Here is a 16,363-nt window from a genome sequence, read left to right on the forward strand (position 1 = left end):
TAGCTACCTAACATTTTAAAAAGTTTTATGAAATTATTTTTACAGTAATAATAATCATAAAACAAAAGGCAATGTTTAAAAAATTAATAATAGGAGTACTAGCGATAGGATTGATCGCAGTTTCCTGTAATGACGACGACGATAACGTACTTGTCGCTAATGCTGGTGAAATCGCTGGTGGTCCCTTCGAATTTGATGTGGATGGTGAAGCAGATATGGTTTCAGGAATTACTTTAGATGACACCAATGCTTTCGGAACTAGTAGCACTTGGATAGTAACAGATGATCAAGGGAATATTCTTGGATTACCACCTACAATAACCGCAGTAGAAGGGGTTAATTTTGATGAGGCTGGTGCAGGAACTTGTTTAATATGGTACGCTAGATATAATGGTACTATTACCGGTTTAGAAATGGGTATGAATGCCAATGATGTAACAGGTGATTTTGATCTTTCTAATTCGATTACCGTAATAAGAAATCAAGTAGCTAATGCAGGAGTTATAGCTGGAGGACCATTTGAATTTGATGTTGATGGTGAAGCAGATATGGTTTCAGGCATTACATTAGATGACACTAATGTATTTGGTTCTGGTAGTACTTGGGTAGTTACTGATGATCTAGGAAATATTTTAGGATTACCTCCAACAATTACTGCTTTAGAAGGAGTTAATTTTGATGGAGCAGGTGCTGGAACCTGTTTGATATGGTATGCTCGTTATGAAGGAACAATTTCAGGTTTAGAAATGGGTATGAATGCCAATGATGTAACAGGTGATTTTGACCTTTCTAATTCAATTACAGTAGTTCGTAATCAAGTTGTAAATGCAGGAACTATTTCTGGAGGACCATTTGAATTTGACGTTGATGGAGATGCTGATATGGTATCCGGAATTACATTAGATGATACTAACGCTTTTGGGGCCAATAGTACTTGGATTATTACCGATGATTTAGGAAATATTTTAGGATTGCCGCCAACACTAATGGCTGTAGAAGGAATTGATTTTGACGCCGCAGGAGTAGGTACTTGTTTAATATGGTATGCGAGATATGATGGAACCGTAACTGGTTTAGAAATGGGTATGAATGCTAATGATGTAACAGGAGATTTTGATCTTTCTAATTCTATAACGGTTATTCGTAATCAAGTGGCTAATGCAGGAGTAATTTCTGGAGGACCATTTGAGTTTGATGTAGATGGAACTGCTGATATGGTATCAGGAATTACATTAGATGATACTAATGTATTTGGTGATAATAGTACTTGGGTAATTACAGATGATCAAGGTAATATTTTAGGGTTACCACCAACGTTGATGGCTGTAGAAGGTGTTGATTTTGACGCTGCGGGTCCAGGTATTTGTTTAATATGGTATGCAAGATACACAGGAACAGTAACAGGATTAGAAATGGGTATGAACGCTAACAATGTAACAGGTGATTTTGATCTTTCTAATTCGATAACAGTAACTAGAAACTGTAATACAAGTCCAGGAGTAATATCTGGAGGTCCTTATACTTTTACCGTTGATGGAACACCAGATATGGTAAGTGGGTTGTCTGTTGATGACTCAAATGCAGCAGGACCTAATAGTACTTGGGTTATTACAGATGATCAAGGTGAAATTTTAGGATTACCTGGAAGTTTGTTTGAGGTAGCAAATGTTGATTTTGATGCAGCGGGACCAGGAGTATGTCTAATCTGGTATTTGAGATACGAGAATGGGGTAGAAGGGTTAGCAATGGGAATGAATGCAAATGATCTTAAGGGATGTTTCAGCCTATCAAATTCTATACAAGTAACAAGAAACTAAAAGATACATTGAAAAAGAAATAAAAATCATTAAAGATAATGATAATGTGAACTTAACGTAGTAGCTTCTCTTCTCTTAGGAAGTATATCACAATAGTTCATTGTTGTTTTTTTGTTAGTTTTAAAGCGCAACCCCAAGTTGCGCTTTATTAATTTATATACTTTTGTAAGGAAACCTATTTGTACAGACAAATTTTAAAAGTAATACTATAATAGACCACTTATGAAATTCAATAAAAAGAATATATCTAATTTAATTTTTGTAATTATTTTATTGCTCTTTTTTATTCCTAATACTAGAGGAATGATGCAAATTTTCTTAACAAGAATATTTTCGTTTAGCCCTAGTTTAGTAAATGTAGAAGAACGAGCGCAAGTGGCTACTTATGACTGGAAATTACACGGGGTGAATACAGAATCAATGAATTTCAATGTTGCTGAGGGTAAAGTAGTTTTATTGAACTATTGGGCAACTTGGTGTCCTCCTTGTATTGCGGAAATGCCATCTTTGCAAAAACTATATAATGATTATAAAGATAAAGTAGTGTTTGTTTTCCTTACGGAAGATGATGATCCTGAATTAAATAAATTTATGAGTGATAAAAGTTATAATTACCCTATTTATAGGTCTTTATCAAAACAACATCCTAAACCTTTCGTTCATAAACCTATTCCTGGAACTTACCTCATTGATAAGAAAGGAAATATAGTAATTCATAAAATTGGTGCAGCAGATTGGAATACAGAGAAGGTAAGGGCTACGATTGACCAATTAATTGCAGAATAACTTTATTTTTTAAAATATTTAAAAGGAACAAATAGCATTCCGAAACATTCTCCTTTATTTTTACCTAAATGTTTATGATGTATTTTGTGTGCTCTTCGCACACCTTTTGCATACCAATGATTTGCGTTTCTAAATAGTTTAAAACGTTGATGAATAAAAATATCATGAACGAGAAAGTAGGCAATACCATATGCTAAAATTCCAAAACCAATAGATTCTCCAAACCAAAAAGTAATAGGATCATGAAGCATGATACACGACATACTTATTACAGCGTAGAAAACAAAAAATAAATCATTACGCTCCCACCAACTGCTATGATCTTTATGGTGATGATCTTTATGTAAAGACCATAAAAATCCATGCATGACGTATTTGTGAGTAAACCATGCCATAAATTCCATAAAACAAAATGTAGCTATAAAAATTGATATCCAAATAAGAGTATTCATTTTAGATAATTTTTTTAATATACTATTATATTAAGTTCAATCTATAATCAAAATATGATTTAGCTAATAGACCAAATTTTTGATAATTAGGGACACGTATTCTAGTATTCTTTATTTCAACAGAAGGAGTCGACTTTAGTTTGTTTAATAGCTTTTTGTAATAAATGTAAGCGGTGTAAACCCCAAATTTAGCTTCTGCTGGTAGTTTCATAATACCTTCGAAACCTTTGTCAAAATCTTCTTGAATTTCTTCTATAATTCTTAATTTAGACATTTCATCGAGCTGTGTAAGATCAGTATCAGGGAAATAAGTACGACTTAATTCTTCAAAATCAGCTTTTAGATCTCTTAAGAAATTTACTTTCTGAAAAGCTGAACCTAAATGCATAGCACTTTCTTTAAGTTCGTTATATTTCTTATCATCTCCTTTTACAAACACTTTAAGACACATTAGTCCAACCACATCCGCAGAACCATATATATATTCTTTATACTCGGCATTAGTCAAGTAATCTGTTTTATGAAGATCTAATCGCATACTCTTCATAAATGCTTCATATAATTCTGGTTCAATGTTGTAATCGTGAACCGTTTGCTGAAAAGAGTTTAAAATTGGATTTAAGCTTATTTTTTGCTCAATCGCTTTATACATTTCAGTTTCAAAGTCATTAAACAATGTTTCTTTATCGTAATCGTGAAAACTATCAACTATTTCATCTGCAAACCTTACAAATCCATAAATATTATAAATATCCTGTCTAATAGAATCAGATAACATTTTAGATGCAAGAGAAAAAGAAGTACTATATGAATTAGTAACGAGTTTACTACAACTATAAGAAACGGAATCAAATAAAGCTTTCATGGATATGGTTTTAGTTAGGTTTAAGTCTCAATGTGATTGGAGAATTAATAATTAGATTTTTAATAATAGTGTTGAATAATCAGTTGTGTTTTACATAAATTAAACAGTTTGAAGTTTCGGTTTTCTTGATACATTTAACTGTGATTCTATTAATCCTGCTACTAATTTACCAGATATTAAAGAAGGTGGAACTCCAGGTCCAGGGACAGTTAGTTGACCGGTGAAAAATAAATGCTTCACTTTTTTACTTTTCAACTTAGGTCTTAGAAATGCTGTTTGCAACAGTGTGTTAGCCATTCCATATGCATTTCCTTTGTATGAATTATACTCTTTTACAAAGTCCTTAACACAAAAGGATTCTTTAAAGATAATATTATTTCGAACAGTTTGCTCAGTTAAATCTTCAAAACGCGTTATAATTTTATCAAAATAAGTTTCTCTTAAAGCTGGAGTATCTTCTATTCCAGGTGCTAAAGGAATCAAGAAAAAGCCATTTTCTTTTCCTTCAGGAGCTGAACCAGAATCCGTAACAGACGTAAAATTCGCATAAAAAAGAGGTTCTTCTGGCCATTTTGGCTCATCATAAATATCTTTTGCGTGTATATCAAAATCTGTATCAAAAAATAAATTATGATGATGAATGTTTTTTAGTTTTTTGTCAAAACCTACATAAAATAGCAATGAAGAGGGAGCAAATGTTTTGCGTTCCCAATATTTTTCTGAATACTGTCGATATTTAGGTTCTAATAATGTTTCACTATGATGGTAATCAGCACCGGATAATACTATATCTGCATTTATTTTGGTACCATTAACGACAATACCATTTGCAACTCCATTGTCTACTTCAATTTTTTCTACAGGCGAACTGGTAAAAAAATCAACACCTAACGATTCTGCTAATTTTTTCATTCCTAGTATTACTTGATACATTCCTCCTTTTGGATGCCAAGTTCCTAATCCAAAATCTGCATAGTTCATAAAACTATAAAAAGCAGGAGTATCACTTGGTTTTGCACCTAAAAACAGTACTGGAAATTCAAGAATTTGAATTAATTTATCGTTCTTAAATTCTTTTCTAACTTCTTTTGAAATAGTACTAAAAAATTGTCCAATTTTTTTGATGGTTTCTTTAGTTACCAATTCTATGGGCGAAACACCTGGGCGATATACTAGTTCATTAATCGCAATATCGTAGTTGTTTTTTGCGGCATCAATAAATTTTTTAAGTTTTATAGAACTTCCTTTTTCTTCTTTTTCAAAAGCGGTATATATCTTTTCTAAGGTATCCTCAATTGTAATACTTTCTTTGTTTTCAAAAAAAACTTTGTATGCAGGATTTAATTTATCTAATCCGTAAAAATCAGAAGGGGAAGTATTAAAATCATTAAAAAACTTTTCAAATACGTCTGGCATCCAATACCAAGAAGGTCCGATATCAAATGTAAATCCGTCTTTTTTAAGTTGTCTCGCTCGACCACCAACGGTATCATTTTTTTCGTAGATCGATACATCATATCCTGATTGCGCCAAATAACACGAGGCAGAAAGAGACGAAAAGCCAGAACCAATGATTACTACTTTCTTTGACATAGTGGTTTGTTTATAGATAATATGTTATAATTCTTTGATTAGATCTGTGATAGATGAGAAATAACGGTGGTTGGGAGCGCTATTTTCAGATATATGCATGGTTTGTTTACCCAGCATCCAAAACTCACTTTCACGTTTCGAACATATTATATCGTTAAATTTTGCAACATAGTCTTTTATTTTGTCTTTTTCAGGTCTAACAGTAAAATAAGACAAAAATGTAGTGTTTTCATGAAAAGTAAGCATATTGGGTAAGCTATCAAGAGGAATACTAGGCCCTAAATAGATAGCTTTATATCCTTGTAATAATATCTCATAGTTAATATATAACAAACCTAGTTCGTGGATCTCATTTTCCGGAAGAAAAAGTATAAAAGCCTTATCTGTTTTTGTAGATTTAGAATATTGAAGTTTTTCAATATTGATAAGCAATTTTTGCTTGATTAAGTTTGTTATGAAATGCTCGTGAGATGGACTTATAGTATTTGTTTGCCATAATAGACCAATCTCTGTTAACAAAGGAATAAAAACATCAGTAAATATTTGTCTAAAAGTTCTTTTCTCAGCTAATTGCTCATAAGTTCCTAGAAACAATTGAAGATCATAATTAAGCATGGATATTTTAAGAGAATTGATCGCTTGATTTTTTGTGCTATTGTCAGAAACAATTCTTCGCACATACTCATCTATTTCTTCATTATTAAGTTTTGAAACTCTAGATATTTTATATCCGCTATTTACTAAATAAGTTACATTAAGTAATTTCTGAAGGCTTTTTAAACTGTAAGTTCTTATATTGGTTTCTGTGCGATCTGGTGACAATAAATTATATCTTTTTTCCCATATCCTGATCGTATGCGCTTTAACACCGCATAAATTCTCCAGATCCTTAATGCTAAAATTTTGTTTTATATTGTTCACCTTTTGTATAAAATAGTTAAACAAATTTAAACAAAAAGTAGATAATCTATAGATAGTTCTTGTTAAATTATTAACGATAACTGTTAAAAAGATATTTAGAAACTGAATTTGAAATTTAAAAGACTTAAGTATTTAACAGTAAAAAGGTACTTCTATAGAAATACTTAAAAGAAAAAGGCAGAGACATTTGTTTTTAAAAACCTCAATGCTTTCGTGATATGAATTTCTACAGTTTTTGTAGAAATACCTAGAATTTCGGCAATTTCCTTATGCTTTTTCTGTTCGAATCTACTTAATTTAAAAACCTCTTGACATTTTTTTGGTAGCTTTTCTATTGCGCTTTCTATTTTTAACCAATTTGCTTCTTGTTGCATTTTTTCATTTTCTTGGTATAATTGAAAAAGCGCTTTCCATTTTAATTCATCTAATAAATCGATCTCTTTTTTTTGTTTACGCAAATGCATCAGGTATTCGTTATGGCAAGATCGGAAAAGATAATTTCTGAGTGAAGAGGTAATGTGTAAGGTAGATTTTTTTTCCCAAAGTCTTAAAAAAACATTTTGTACCAGATCTTCGGATAATGTGCTATCGTTAGATAACTTATGGACATAATTACATAACCAGTCATAATATTGATCAAATAAAATTTTATAACTTTTTTGATCCCCCTCTATTAGCCCGTTAATAAGTAATTTTTCTATGTTATTGTGTTGATTCTTCATGATAACAATCACTTGCTAAATTATAAAAATTAAAATAAAGTAGGGGATTGATATGATTTTTGCATCATGTATATAGAAATGTAGAAGAATGGATAATTATTTAACAATAATTAAGAAGTATTTAGAAGGAAGTATTTCTTCTTCGGAGAAAGAAACTTTAAAACAATGGCTACAACAGAAACAAGAGCATCGAGATGTTTTTGAGAAAAAAGTTGCGCAATGGCATGCTTCTAGTAAAGATATTTCTGTAAACTCTGATCAGGCTTTTAATCGGTTTTTAAATTCGATACAGGAAAAAGAATTAGAAGAGCGTAAGGTTATCACATTAAAGACTCTAAAAAAAGTATTTCGATATGCAGCTATACTTATAGGGGTTCTAGTATTAGGATATTACTTAAGTAGATTAAACCCATCCAATGTAGATAATGTAGAAGATTTAGTATCTACTGAAACAGTAAGAGATGATAAGATCAAAATTGTACAAGAAGATGGAACAATAACGTATATAGATATCAATAGTCTGTCTGATGTTATAACTGCTAATGGTAGTATGATTGGTAAAAAAGATAGGGATAAGTTAGTTATTTCGGATAATGCTAAAGATTTAGAGGAAATAGAGTATTTAGAGATTTCTATTCCTAAAGGTGAAATTTTTCAATTGAGTTTATCTGATGGAACAAAGGTTTGGATGAATGCCGATAGTAAACTAAAATTTCCTAAGAACTTTATAGCCAAAGAGGTTAATAGAATAGTGTATCTCGAAGGTGAAGCATTTTTTGATGTAACTACGAATAAAGCACAACCATTTATAGTAAAAACTAAAGAGATGGATGTAAAAGTTTTAGGGACAAAGTTCAATGTATCCTCTTATGCTGAGGATTCAACTATTAAAACAACATTGGTTGAAGGTTCGGTTGCTATAAATGCTAAAAATAAATTAAAGGAATTGAAGCTGAGACCAAATTATCAAGCGGTTTATTCTAAGGGTGACGAGCTGATTGCAAAAAAGAAAGTGAATACTATACTCTTTACATCATGGATGCAGAAAAAGATGATCATACATAATGAATCTTTCGCCGAGGTAATTAAGAGATTAGAAAGAACGTATAATGTAGAAATTATAAGTACAAATCAAAGATTGAATAATACTAGATTTACTGGAGAATTTGATACGGAAAATGTAAAACAGATTCTTAATGTATTTTCTAAGACGATAAATTTTAATTATGAAATAGAAAATAAAAAAATTGTCATCGCCCCATAGCTAAGAGGCAATAATCATTCAGGACTTATCAAAAGATGTAAGTAGTACAGAGAATTTGATAAGTTCTGTATGATATATGAAGATTAAAATCAAACCATAAAAAAAAGGAAGTGCTGCAACACTTCCCTTATGGTCTGATTATTATTTAACTGAGTACTAACAACCAAACTTTTCAAAATTATGAAAAAAAAGGGTAACCGTACGCTATTTTCACACCTAGCGCACAAATCAATCGTTTTAAGAATGAGGCTTACATTAGTTTTATTTTGTTTTTCCATCTTTCAACTGATGGCAACATCCGGCTTTTCGCAGGGCGAAATAGAACTTAATTTAGAGCAAACAACTATTGCTAATGTAATAGAAGAGATTAAAAATCAGACTTCGTATAAATTCTTCTATATCAATGATGAAGTCAATCTAAATCAAGAAACTTCTATTAAGGTAAAAAAGGGAACCATCGAAGAAGTATTATCTATGCTTTTTGAAAATACAGATATTTCTTATTCAATTATAGAGAAACAAATTGTATTGAAGAAAGCTCCGGATATAAAAGAAAAACTTAAAATTATTCGAGAGATAAAAGGTAATGTAAAAGATTCTAATGGGAGTCCGCTTCCTGGAGCTAATGTATTGGTAAAAGGGACTACCATAGGCGCACAGACAGATTTTGAAGGAAATTTTATAATCAATATACCAGATGATAATAGTATACTCGTTATTTCTTATATAGGTTTTGAAACTGTGGAAGTTGATGTTACGGGAAAAGATTTTATTTCTGTGGCTTTAAAAGATGCTTCTGCTCAATTGGATGATGTTGTGATTGTAGGATCTAGAAATCCTAGTCGTACTGCAACAGAGACCGCAGTGCCTATTGATGTAATTGATATTACGCAAGTAGCAACGCAAGGTCCGCAAACATCTGTAAATGAAATATTAAATTATGTAGCACCATCTTTTACATCACAAACCCAAACTGTTTCTGATGGAACGGATCATATTGATCCTGCTTCACTTCGTGGATTAGGTCCCGATCAAGTATTAGTTTTAGTTAATGGAAAAAGAAGACATAATACTGCTTTGGTAAATGTTAACGGAACGGTAGGAGCAGGTAGTGTTGGAACGGATTTAAATGCAATCCCTACAGCGGCTATTCAGCGTATCGAAGTATTACGAGATGGTGCTGCTGCCCAATATGGTTCTGATGCAATTGCAGGGGTAATTAATATTGTATTAAAAAAAGGAACTAATAAATTGGATGTTACATTGACTACTGGAGCAAATTTTAGTGAGAATTCTAACCAATTCGATGGAGGTAGTGATGGAGAAAAAGTAAAGCTTGATGTTAATTATGGACTACCAATAGGCGATAATGGAGGGTTTATTAATTTTACAGGTTCATTGTCAACAAGAGAACCGGCGTTACGTAACAAAGATTATCAAGGAGATATTTTTAGAGGTTTCCATGGGGCAGAACGTATTTTTGCTGCTAACGGAGGAAATGTTGCAGAAATGACATTAGTTGATTATCAAACAGCTTCACAGGATATTTCTTATTTAGATCAAGTAACGAAGGATCAGATCGCGGCATTGGATGTTAGTGATCCAGCTGATATCGATACGTTCAGGACGCTATTAGATTTTGATGCAGATGAGGATGAATTATCAGCGAGAGGATTAACACGTACTGATTTTAGATTTAAAGTAGGAACAGCTAAATTACGAGAAGGGAAGTTCTTTGCTAATATGTCAATTCCCCTTGGAGAAGATGCAGAATTCTACAGTTTCGGAGGGATTAGCTATCGAGAAGGTTTAGCATCTGGGTTTTATAGAAGACCGGCACAAGCAGACGGTAGAGCAAATACTCCAGCGTTTCCGAATGGATTCTTACCAACTATCGGAACTGATATTGTAGATAAATCAATAGCAGTTGGTATCAAAGGAAAAGTAAATGAATGGAATGTGGATTTTTCAAATACTTATGGGATTAACAATTTCGATATTACTGTTGGAAACTCCAGTAATGGAACTCTAGGAGTGGCTACGCCACGGAGTTTTGATGCAGGAGCTTTGAGTTTTATGCAGAATACTACAAATCTTGATATTGGTAGATTCTATGATGATATTTTTAAAGGATTAAATATAGCGATGGGAGCAGAGTATAAGGTAGAGAATTATACCATTAGTGCTGGAGAAGAAGCGTCTTATACAAGTTATGATATTAATGGTAATATTGTAACAAGTACTACTCCAGAAACAGATTTGGTGCGTAATAATTTTACAGGAGCGGTTCTTGGAGGAGGTTCGCAAGTATTTAGAGGTTATGATCCTAATAATGAAACTGATGAATATAGAAATAGTATCGCTGGTTACATTGATTTGGAGGCAGATTTTACAGAACAATGGTTGGTAAGTCTTGCAGGTAGATATGAGAATTTTTCAGATTTTGGAGATACATTTAATTACAAATTAGCAACTCGTTATAAAATAACCGAAAACTTCTCAGTTCGAGGTGCAAATAGTACAGGATTTAGAGCACCATCTTTACATCAACAATTTTTTAGTCGTACTAGCACGGTTTTCGTAGATAATCAACCATTTGAACAAGGAACTTTTACTAATAATAGTAGAGCAGCTTCATTGATAGGGATAGCACAATTGAAAGAAGAAACATCTAGTAGTTTTAGTCTTGGGCTCACTGCTAAAATTCAAAATTTCACTATTACGGCAGATGCATATTTAATTAATATAGACGATAGGATTGTGTATAGCGGTAGTTTTGGAAATGGAGGAGATCCTGAATTAACGCAGATTTTTGAAGATGCAGGGGCAACTAGTGCTCGATTCTTTGTTAATGCAATAGATACAAAATCACAAGGAATAGATGTAGTGGTGGCACATAAAATGAATATTGGAGAGGATATGATACTTAAAAATGATCTTTCCGCCACATTTGCTAAGACTGAAGTAGAAGATATAAGGGTTCCAGAAAGAATTGCTGCGGCAGGAGAAAGTGGAAGTTTTTTCGATGGGCAAGAAGAAGCTTTTTTAACATTAGCGCAACCAAGAACCAAGCTGAGTTTAACCAATGCTCTATCTTTTGGGCGGTATGATATTTTACTTAGAAACGTATTCTTTGGAGAAGTTACGGATCCAGATGATTTTAATGGAGATCCAAGAGTAGATGGAACTGTAGTTAGTGATGATGCGGTGTATGGAGGAAAAGTGGTTACAGATCTTTCATTTTCTGCAAAAGTTTTAGAAAATCTAAATATTACGATTGGAGCTAATAATTTGTTAGATGTGTATCCTGATGAAAATAGAGCAGGAGGAACAGCGGGTGATCAATTTGTGTACTCCAGAAGAACTTCTCAGTTTGGATATTCAGGTAGGTTTTTATTTGCAAGAATTAATTTTAGTCTTTAGATAAGAACATTTTGTAAAAGCATAGGCAAGGATTAGGATATCCTTGCCTACTTTTTTTATTTTAAGTAATCCATTGGATCCATGTTTTTTCCATTAAGTTTTACCTCATAATGAAGATGAGGGCCAGTAGAAAGGCCTGTGTTTCCGCTTTTTCCAATAACTTGCCCTTTGTTTACTTTTTGATTTTCTGTTACTTCGAAACTGTCTAAGTGAGCGTACCAAGTTTCATAACCGTTAGCATGGGTAATAACAATTAAATTTCCCCAATTCCCTTTATCCTTTGCTACAGAAACTGTTCCATCTTCAGTAGCTAATACTGAAGTTCCAATTTTAGCTCGGATATCTATTCCTTTGTGAATTACTTTCTTTTTTAAAAGAGGGTGTTTATGGGTTTTTCCATAAACCGCAGTAATGTTATCTTTTGAACCATTTTCGATTGGAAATATCGAAGGTGGAATTTCGACCTTGATTTCTTCATCTATAATATTATCCACAATATTCTTATCATCAAATTTAGGTTTTATAAATGCTGTTAAGAGTATCATGAAAATTGGTAATAATAAGATGTATCTAAAAATACTTTTTTGATTAGAATTGGTTTTCGTGATCATGTCTATTCGTTTTTTGATTAATGAACGATTAAAATAACTATGTAATTTTTTTGTTTGTCTGGTTTGTAACGTATTGATAAGGAGTTCTAGATAATAAGATTTTTTTATTTGGGTATTTAGAACAAAGCTATCTGCTTGGAATTCGTGAACAGATCGTATTGATTTTCTGAAAAAATAAGAGAATGGATTAAACCAAAATATAACAACATATATTTCTGTAAGTATTAAATCTGCTGTATGCCATAGCTTAATATGTGCTTTTTCGTGTTCTATAACAGCTGAGGCAATTTCATTTGTTTTATAGTTTGGAATAAAAATCCAGCCGAAACTTGAGAATATATGAGGAGTATCTGTTGTAACAAAGCGATATCCATCTTTCGAAAATATATTGGACTTTTTCTTTATTCTATAAAGTTGTATTGCAGATAGAGATAATCGAAATAGTGCTATAAAGAAACCCAAGATGTACATTAATGAAATAAGATTAGTCAGATAATTCTTTTCTTCGGAGCGTGGCTTTTCCAGCAAAACAACATCTGTTGCTGGTTGATCTATCGGTAGAAGTTCATTAAAAAACGGGATTGTTATAGTTTCGTTGGTTATAGTGAATTCTATTTGATTTAGTAACGGAATACCTAAAGAACAAGGTATCAATAGGAGTAATACTATTCTATTAATCTTATGAAAAGTTAATCTCCTAAAGAATAAATAATAAGAACAGTATAGTATGGCTAAACAAAAACTAGCTTGAAACAGGTATGTTAAAATATTACTCATTTTCTTTTTTCAATTTTTCAATTTTTTCTTCTATAAATTGTTTCATGTTCTCTAGTTCTTTAACATTCAAATCTTCATCATTTGTGAAAAACATGGCAAATTTGCTTATAGAACCACTAAAGAAATTTTTTACAACACCTTTAAAATGATTTTTGAAATAAACTTCTTTAGATATGAGTGGGTAATATTCTTTTATTCTTCCGTAGGTGTTAAAACTTATGAATTTTTTGGTCACTAAGGTTCTGATCACCGTTGATATGGTAGTATAAGCAGGGCGAGGTTCTGGAAATTGCTCTACGATATCTTTTAGAAACGCTTTTTCAAGCTTCCATAAGTATCTCATAATTTGTTCCTCTGCTTTTGTTAAGTCTTTCATATTGCTAATATAACTATAGTTTTAGTAATATTACTAAAATTATAGTAAATAAACTATTTTTATAGTAATTGATATGTTGTTTGTGTTCTAGCTATTAGCTTTTTAATATAATTAGGAAGGCTTGTGTGTTAATTATTGAAGTGTAAGTATCTTGTCTATAATCATTACTTATACAGATAATGAACTATAGGAATTGATTTTTGAAAATTTACTCGAATTTAATGTGGTAAAGAAGAAAAGTGCCCAGAGCGGGAGTCGAACCCGCACGCCCTAATGGACACATGGCCCTCAACCATGCCTGTCTACCAATTCCAGCACCTGGGCAATATAATTTATTTTACAATATAGTGTAAAACTAAAAAAGTATCACAGGGGAATTGCGATACTTTTTAGTGACCGGGCTGGGGCTCGAACCCAGGACCCTCTCCTTAAAAGGGAGATGCTCTACCAACTGAGCTACCCGGTCATTGATAAATTAAATTATCATATATTTTAAAGAACTATAGAATAAATAATCAGTAATACCTCATAATTATTCAGTATTTGTGACCGGGCTGGGGCTCGAACCCAGGACCCTCTCCTTAAAAGGGAGATGCTCTACCAACTGAGCTACCCGGTCATCATTCTTTTTCCTTGAATGCGGGTGCAAATATACTATCAATAATTTATTTTTCAAGAAGAATTTAATATAAATTTACGTTTTATTTTAAATGCCCTTTTTTTTAGGCATAAATAACCTAGTTTTTACTTTATGAATATTATTTTATTAGGATATATGGGTTGCGGTAAATCCTCTATTGGCAGGGATTTAGCTTCTGAATTAAAAATGGAATGTCTCGATCTTGACGATTTTATAGAAAATCAAGAAAAAAAATCAATTGCTCAAATTTTTGAAGATAATGGCGAGATATACTTTAGAAAAAAAGAAAATGAGTTTCTAAAACAAGTATTAGAAACAAAAAATAATCATATTATTTCTTTAGGAGGAGGGACTCCTTGTTTTGCTGGAAACCTTGAGATCATTAAAGGAAATGAAAACGCTAAAAGTGTATACCTGAAAACTTCTTTAGAAGAATTAGTGGATCGACTCTATTTAGAGAAAGAAAAACGTCCTTTAATAGCTCATATATCAACTAAAGAGGATCTTAAGGACTTTGTTCGTAAACATCTTTTTGAACGTTCCTTTTATTATAGTCAAGCAGAGTATACTGTTTCTACTGATAATAAGACCATTCAAGAAGTTGTCAAGGAAATACAAAATGTTTTATTCTAGTATAGCCAGATCATTTTCCCCAAAAGTTACATTCACATGTTCGTGTAGTGATGTAGAAAGTGAAATTCCTTTGAAATCAGCTTTTATAGGATATTTTTTATGATTACGATTAACAAGAACAGCTGTTTTAAACCTTGTTAGTGGTACATCCAAAAAATGTTTGACGCCATACACTAAAGCTGTTCCAGAATTAAGCACATCATCTGCAAGAACAAGTGATTTGTTTTTATAATCCGAAGCAGAAATGGAGGTTTTAACAGTGTCTTGTGGAGAAGATTTATCCATAGTTACTTCACATAATGTAATATCAATATCAGAAACCTCATCTAATATTGCTTTTAGACGTTGAGCAAAAATATAACCATTACTAGCAATACCAGCGATAACAATTTCTTTTTCATTTACATTGGTTTCATAGATTTGGTATGCTATACGTTTAATCTTATGTTGTATTTGTTCGTGAGTAAGGATGATATTGTCTTCGGCTTGCATTCTAACTGGAGTTATGTTTTTTTCAATTGACTTCAAAGATAAAAAAGAGTTCGTTATCCTTGCGTGGTAGAATGGAATTATAACATTTTTCTAATGTGTTAATTTTGAAATGTTGTGAAAATAACCCCAGATAGTGATTTTTAGTACCTCCAAATGGAGGGCCTGATTTTTCAAATTCTATATTAAAAAAAAGACCAACTAATTTTCCATTTGGTTTTAAAATTGATTTCATCTTAGCAATATATTGCTTTCTTTCGTCCGGATGAATTGCGCAGAAGAATGTTTGTTCTACAACAATATCGAATTGATCTTCTAGTTCAAAAAAATCTTTATACAGTATTTGCGATACAGGAAAATCCGGAAATTTTATTTTGAAATTATCAAGAGTATCTTTTACAAAATCCAATATGTAGATGTTTTTAAAACCATTCCGAAATAAATAAATAGCCTCATATGCATTTCCACATCCAGGAATTAATATTTTTAAGTTTTTGTCTTCTAACTGATCAAAGTATGAGATAATTGGAGGAGATGCATATCCTATGTCCCATCCAGTTTGATTTGAACGATATTTTCTATTCCAAAATTTTGAATCTAATTTCATTCCTCACTATCGTTATTAGAAGGTTCTTCAAACCAATCATCAATATCTCTTCGATCTTTCTTGGTAGGTCTACCAGCACCTTTTTTTCTGTAGTAATCTTTAGAATATTTTAAAAGATCTAGTTTTTGCAACGTTTCTGTTGGGGTGACGTCTTTACGATATATGTCGACTAGCTTAGCGCCAAGTCGACTTTTTGGTGTGTCTAGAACAACAAGTTCATAGTTAACCTGGTTTTTTCGAACTGTAATTTTATCAGTTGGGTAGATTTCTCGTGATGGTTTTATAATATCCCCATTCACTCTTACTTTACCCTCTTTACAAGCTTTGGTAGCAATGCTACGCGTCTTGAAATATCTGATACACCATAAATATTTATCAACTCGCATA

15 protein-coding genes and 3 tRNA genes are annotated in these 16,363 nt (G+C 32.0%); 5 read left to right on the plus strand and 13 right to left on the minus strand.

Features of this window, described 5'->3' with window-relative positions:
* The first annotated feature begins 71 nt into the window (after positions 1-71).
* Both H526_RS30245 and H526_RS0125845 read left to right on the plus strand, forming a co-directional pair.
* Positions 72-1,817, plus strand: coding sequence for a hypothetical protein (locus tag H526_RS30245; protein ID WP_245591238.1), 1,746 nt, complete (start codon positions 72-74; stop codon positions 1,815-1,817).
* Between the two features lie 222 nt (positions 1,818-2,039).
* Entirely contained in the window at positions 2,040-2,603 is a 564-nt protein-coding gene (locus tag H526_RS0125845) for a TlpA family protein disulfide reductase (RefSeq protein WP_027395596.1), read from the plus strand.
* Between the two features lie 2 nt (positions 2,604-2,605).
* Here H526_RS0125845 and H526_RS0125850 read toward each other — a convergent pair whose 3' ends face one another.
* The 5 genes from H526_RS0125850 to H526_RS0125870 all read right to left on the minus strand — a co-directional run bounded on the left by H526_RS0125850 (position 2,606) and on the right by H526_RS0125870 (position 7,156).
* Entirely contained in the window at positions 2,606-3,055 is a 450-nt protein-coding gene (locus tag H526_RS0125850; protein ID WP_027395597.1) for a sterol desaturase family protein, read from the minus strand.
* Between the two features lie 25 nt (positions 3,056-3,080).
* Positions 3,081-3,920: a phytoene/squalene synthase family protein gene (locus H526_RS0125855; RefSeq protein WP_027395598.1), complete on the minus strand. Its 840-nt coding sequence runs from the start codon at positions 3,918-3,920 to the stop codon at positions 3,081-3,083.
* Between the two features lie 99 nt (positions 3,921-4,019).
* Positions 4,020-5,513, minus strand: a complete 1,494-nt coding sequence (locus H526_RS0125860) for a phytoene desaturase family protein (protein WP_027395599.1) — start codon at positions 5,511-5,513, stop codon at positions 4,020-4,022.
* Positions 5,514-5,537: 24 nt separating this feature from the next.
* Positions 5,538-6,434, minus strand: coding sequence for a MerR family transcriptional regulator (locus tag H526_RS0125865; RefSeq protein ID WP_027395600.1), 897 nt, complete (start codon positions 6,432-6,434; stop codon positions 5,538-5,540).
* Positions 6,435-6,598: 164 nt separating this feature from the next.
* The gene (locus H526_RS0125870) at positions 6,599-7,156 is read right to left on the minus strand and encodes an RNA polymerase sigma factor (protein ID WP_035086701.1); all 558 of its coding nucleotides are present in this window, start codon (positions 7,154-7,156) and stop codon (positions 6,599-6,601) included.
* 88 nt (positions 7,157-7,244) lie between these two features.
* On the opposite strand from H526_RS0125870, the gene H526_RS0125875 reads away from it, so the two are divergent.
* Positions 7,245-8,420, plus strand: a complete 1,176-nt coding sequence (locus H526_RS0125875) for a FecR family protein (RefSeq protein WP_027395602.1) — start codon at positions 7,245-7,247, stop codon at positions 8,418-8,420.
* A gap of 288 nt (positions 8,421-8,708) precedes the next feature.
* Positions 8,709-11,843, plus strand: coding sequence for a TonB-dependent receptor (locus H526_RS0125880; protein ID WP_245591239.1), 3,135 nt, complete (start codon positions 8,709-8,711; stop codon positions 11,841-11,843).
* A gap of 56 nt (positions 11,844-11,899) precedes the next feature.
* On the opposite strand, the gene H526_RS31320 is transcribed toward H526_RS0125880, so the two are convergent.
* The 5 genes from H526_RS31320 to H526_RS0125905 all read right to left on the minus strand — a co-directional run bounded on the left by H526_RS31320 (position 11,900) and on the right by H526_RS0125905 (position 14,226).
* Positions 11,900-13,231 carry a M23/M56 family metallopeptidase gene (locus H526_RS31320; RefSeq protein ID WP_051336362.1) on the minus strand — a complete coding sequence of 444 codons (1,332 nt, stop codon included), beginning with the start codon at positions 13,229-13,231 and terminating at the stop codon, positions 11,900-11,902.
* Positions 13,224-13,607: a BlaI/MecI/CopY family transcriptional regulator gene (locus H526_RS0125890; RefSeq protein WP_027395604.1), complete on the minus strand. Its 384-nt coding sequence runs from the start codon at positions 13,605-13,607 to the stop codon at positions 13,224-13,226. The genes H526_RS31320 and H526_RS0125890 overlap by 8 nt, the downstream gene beginning before the upstream one ends.
* Before the next feature lie 240 nt (positions 13,608-13,847).
* Positions 13,848-13,931, minus strand: a tRNA-Leu gene (locus H526_RS0125895).
* 69 nt (positions 13,932-14,000) lie between these two features.
* Positions 14,001-14,073 (minus strand) — tRNA-Lys (locus H526_RS0125900).
* A gap of 80 nt (positions 14,074-14,153) precedes the next feature.
* A tRNA-Lys gene (locus H526_RS0125905) sits at positions 14,154-14,226 on the minus strand.
* 132 nt (positions 14,227-14,358) lie between these two features.
* Between H526_RS0125905 and H526_RS0125910 the strand changes: the two genes are divergently transcribed.
* Entirely contained in the window at positions 14,359-14,880 is a 522-nt protein-coding gene (locus tag H526_RS0125910) for a shikimate kinase (protein ID WP_027395605.1), read from the plus strand.
* Here H526_RS0125910 and H526_RS0125915 read toward each other — a convergent pair.
* The 3 genes from H526_RS0125915 to H526_RS0125925 are packed head-to-tail and all read right to left on the minus strand — an operon-like array spanning position 14,872 to position 16,362.
* Entirely contained in the window at positions 14,872-15,372 is a 501-nt protein-coding gene (locus H526_RS0125915; RefSeq protein WP_027395606.1) for a phosphoribosyltransferase family protein, read from the minus strand. The genes H526_RS0125910 and H526_RS0125915 overlap by 9 nt on opposite strands.
* Before the next feature lie 22 nt (positions 15,373-15,394).
* Complete coding sequence (locus H526_RS0125920; protein ID WP_027395607.1) at positions 15,395-15,976, minus strand: methyltransferase domain-containing protein; 582 nt, start codon at positions 15,974-15,976, stop codon at positions 15,395-15,397.
* Positions 15,973-16,362: an RNA-binding S4 domain-containing protein gene (locus H526_RS0125925; protein WP_027395608.1), complete on the minus strand. Its 390-nt coding sequence runs from the start codon at positions 16,360-16,362 to the stop codon at positions 15,973-15,975. The genes H526_RS0125920 and H526_RS0125925 overlap by 4 nt, the downstream gene beginning before the upstream one ends.
* Position 16,363: the final 1 nt, after the last annotated feature.

This window comes from Aquimarina latercula DSM 2041 (assembly GCF_000430645.1).
GTDB lineage: Bacteria > Bacteroidota > Bacteroidia > Flavobacteriales > Flavobacteriaceae > Aquimarina > Aquimarina latercula.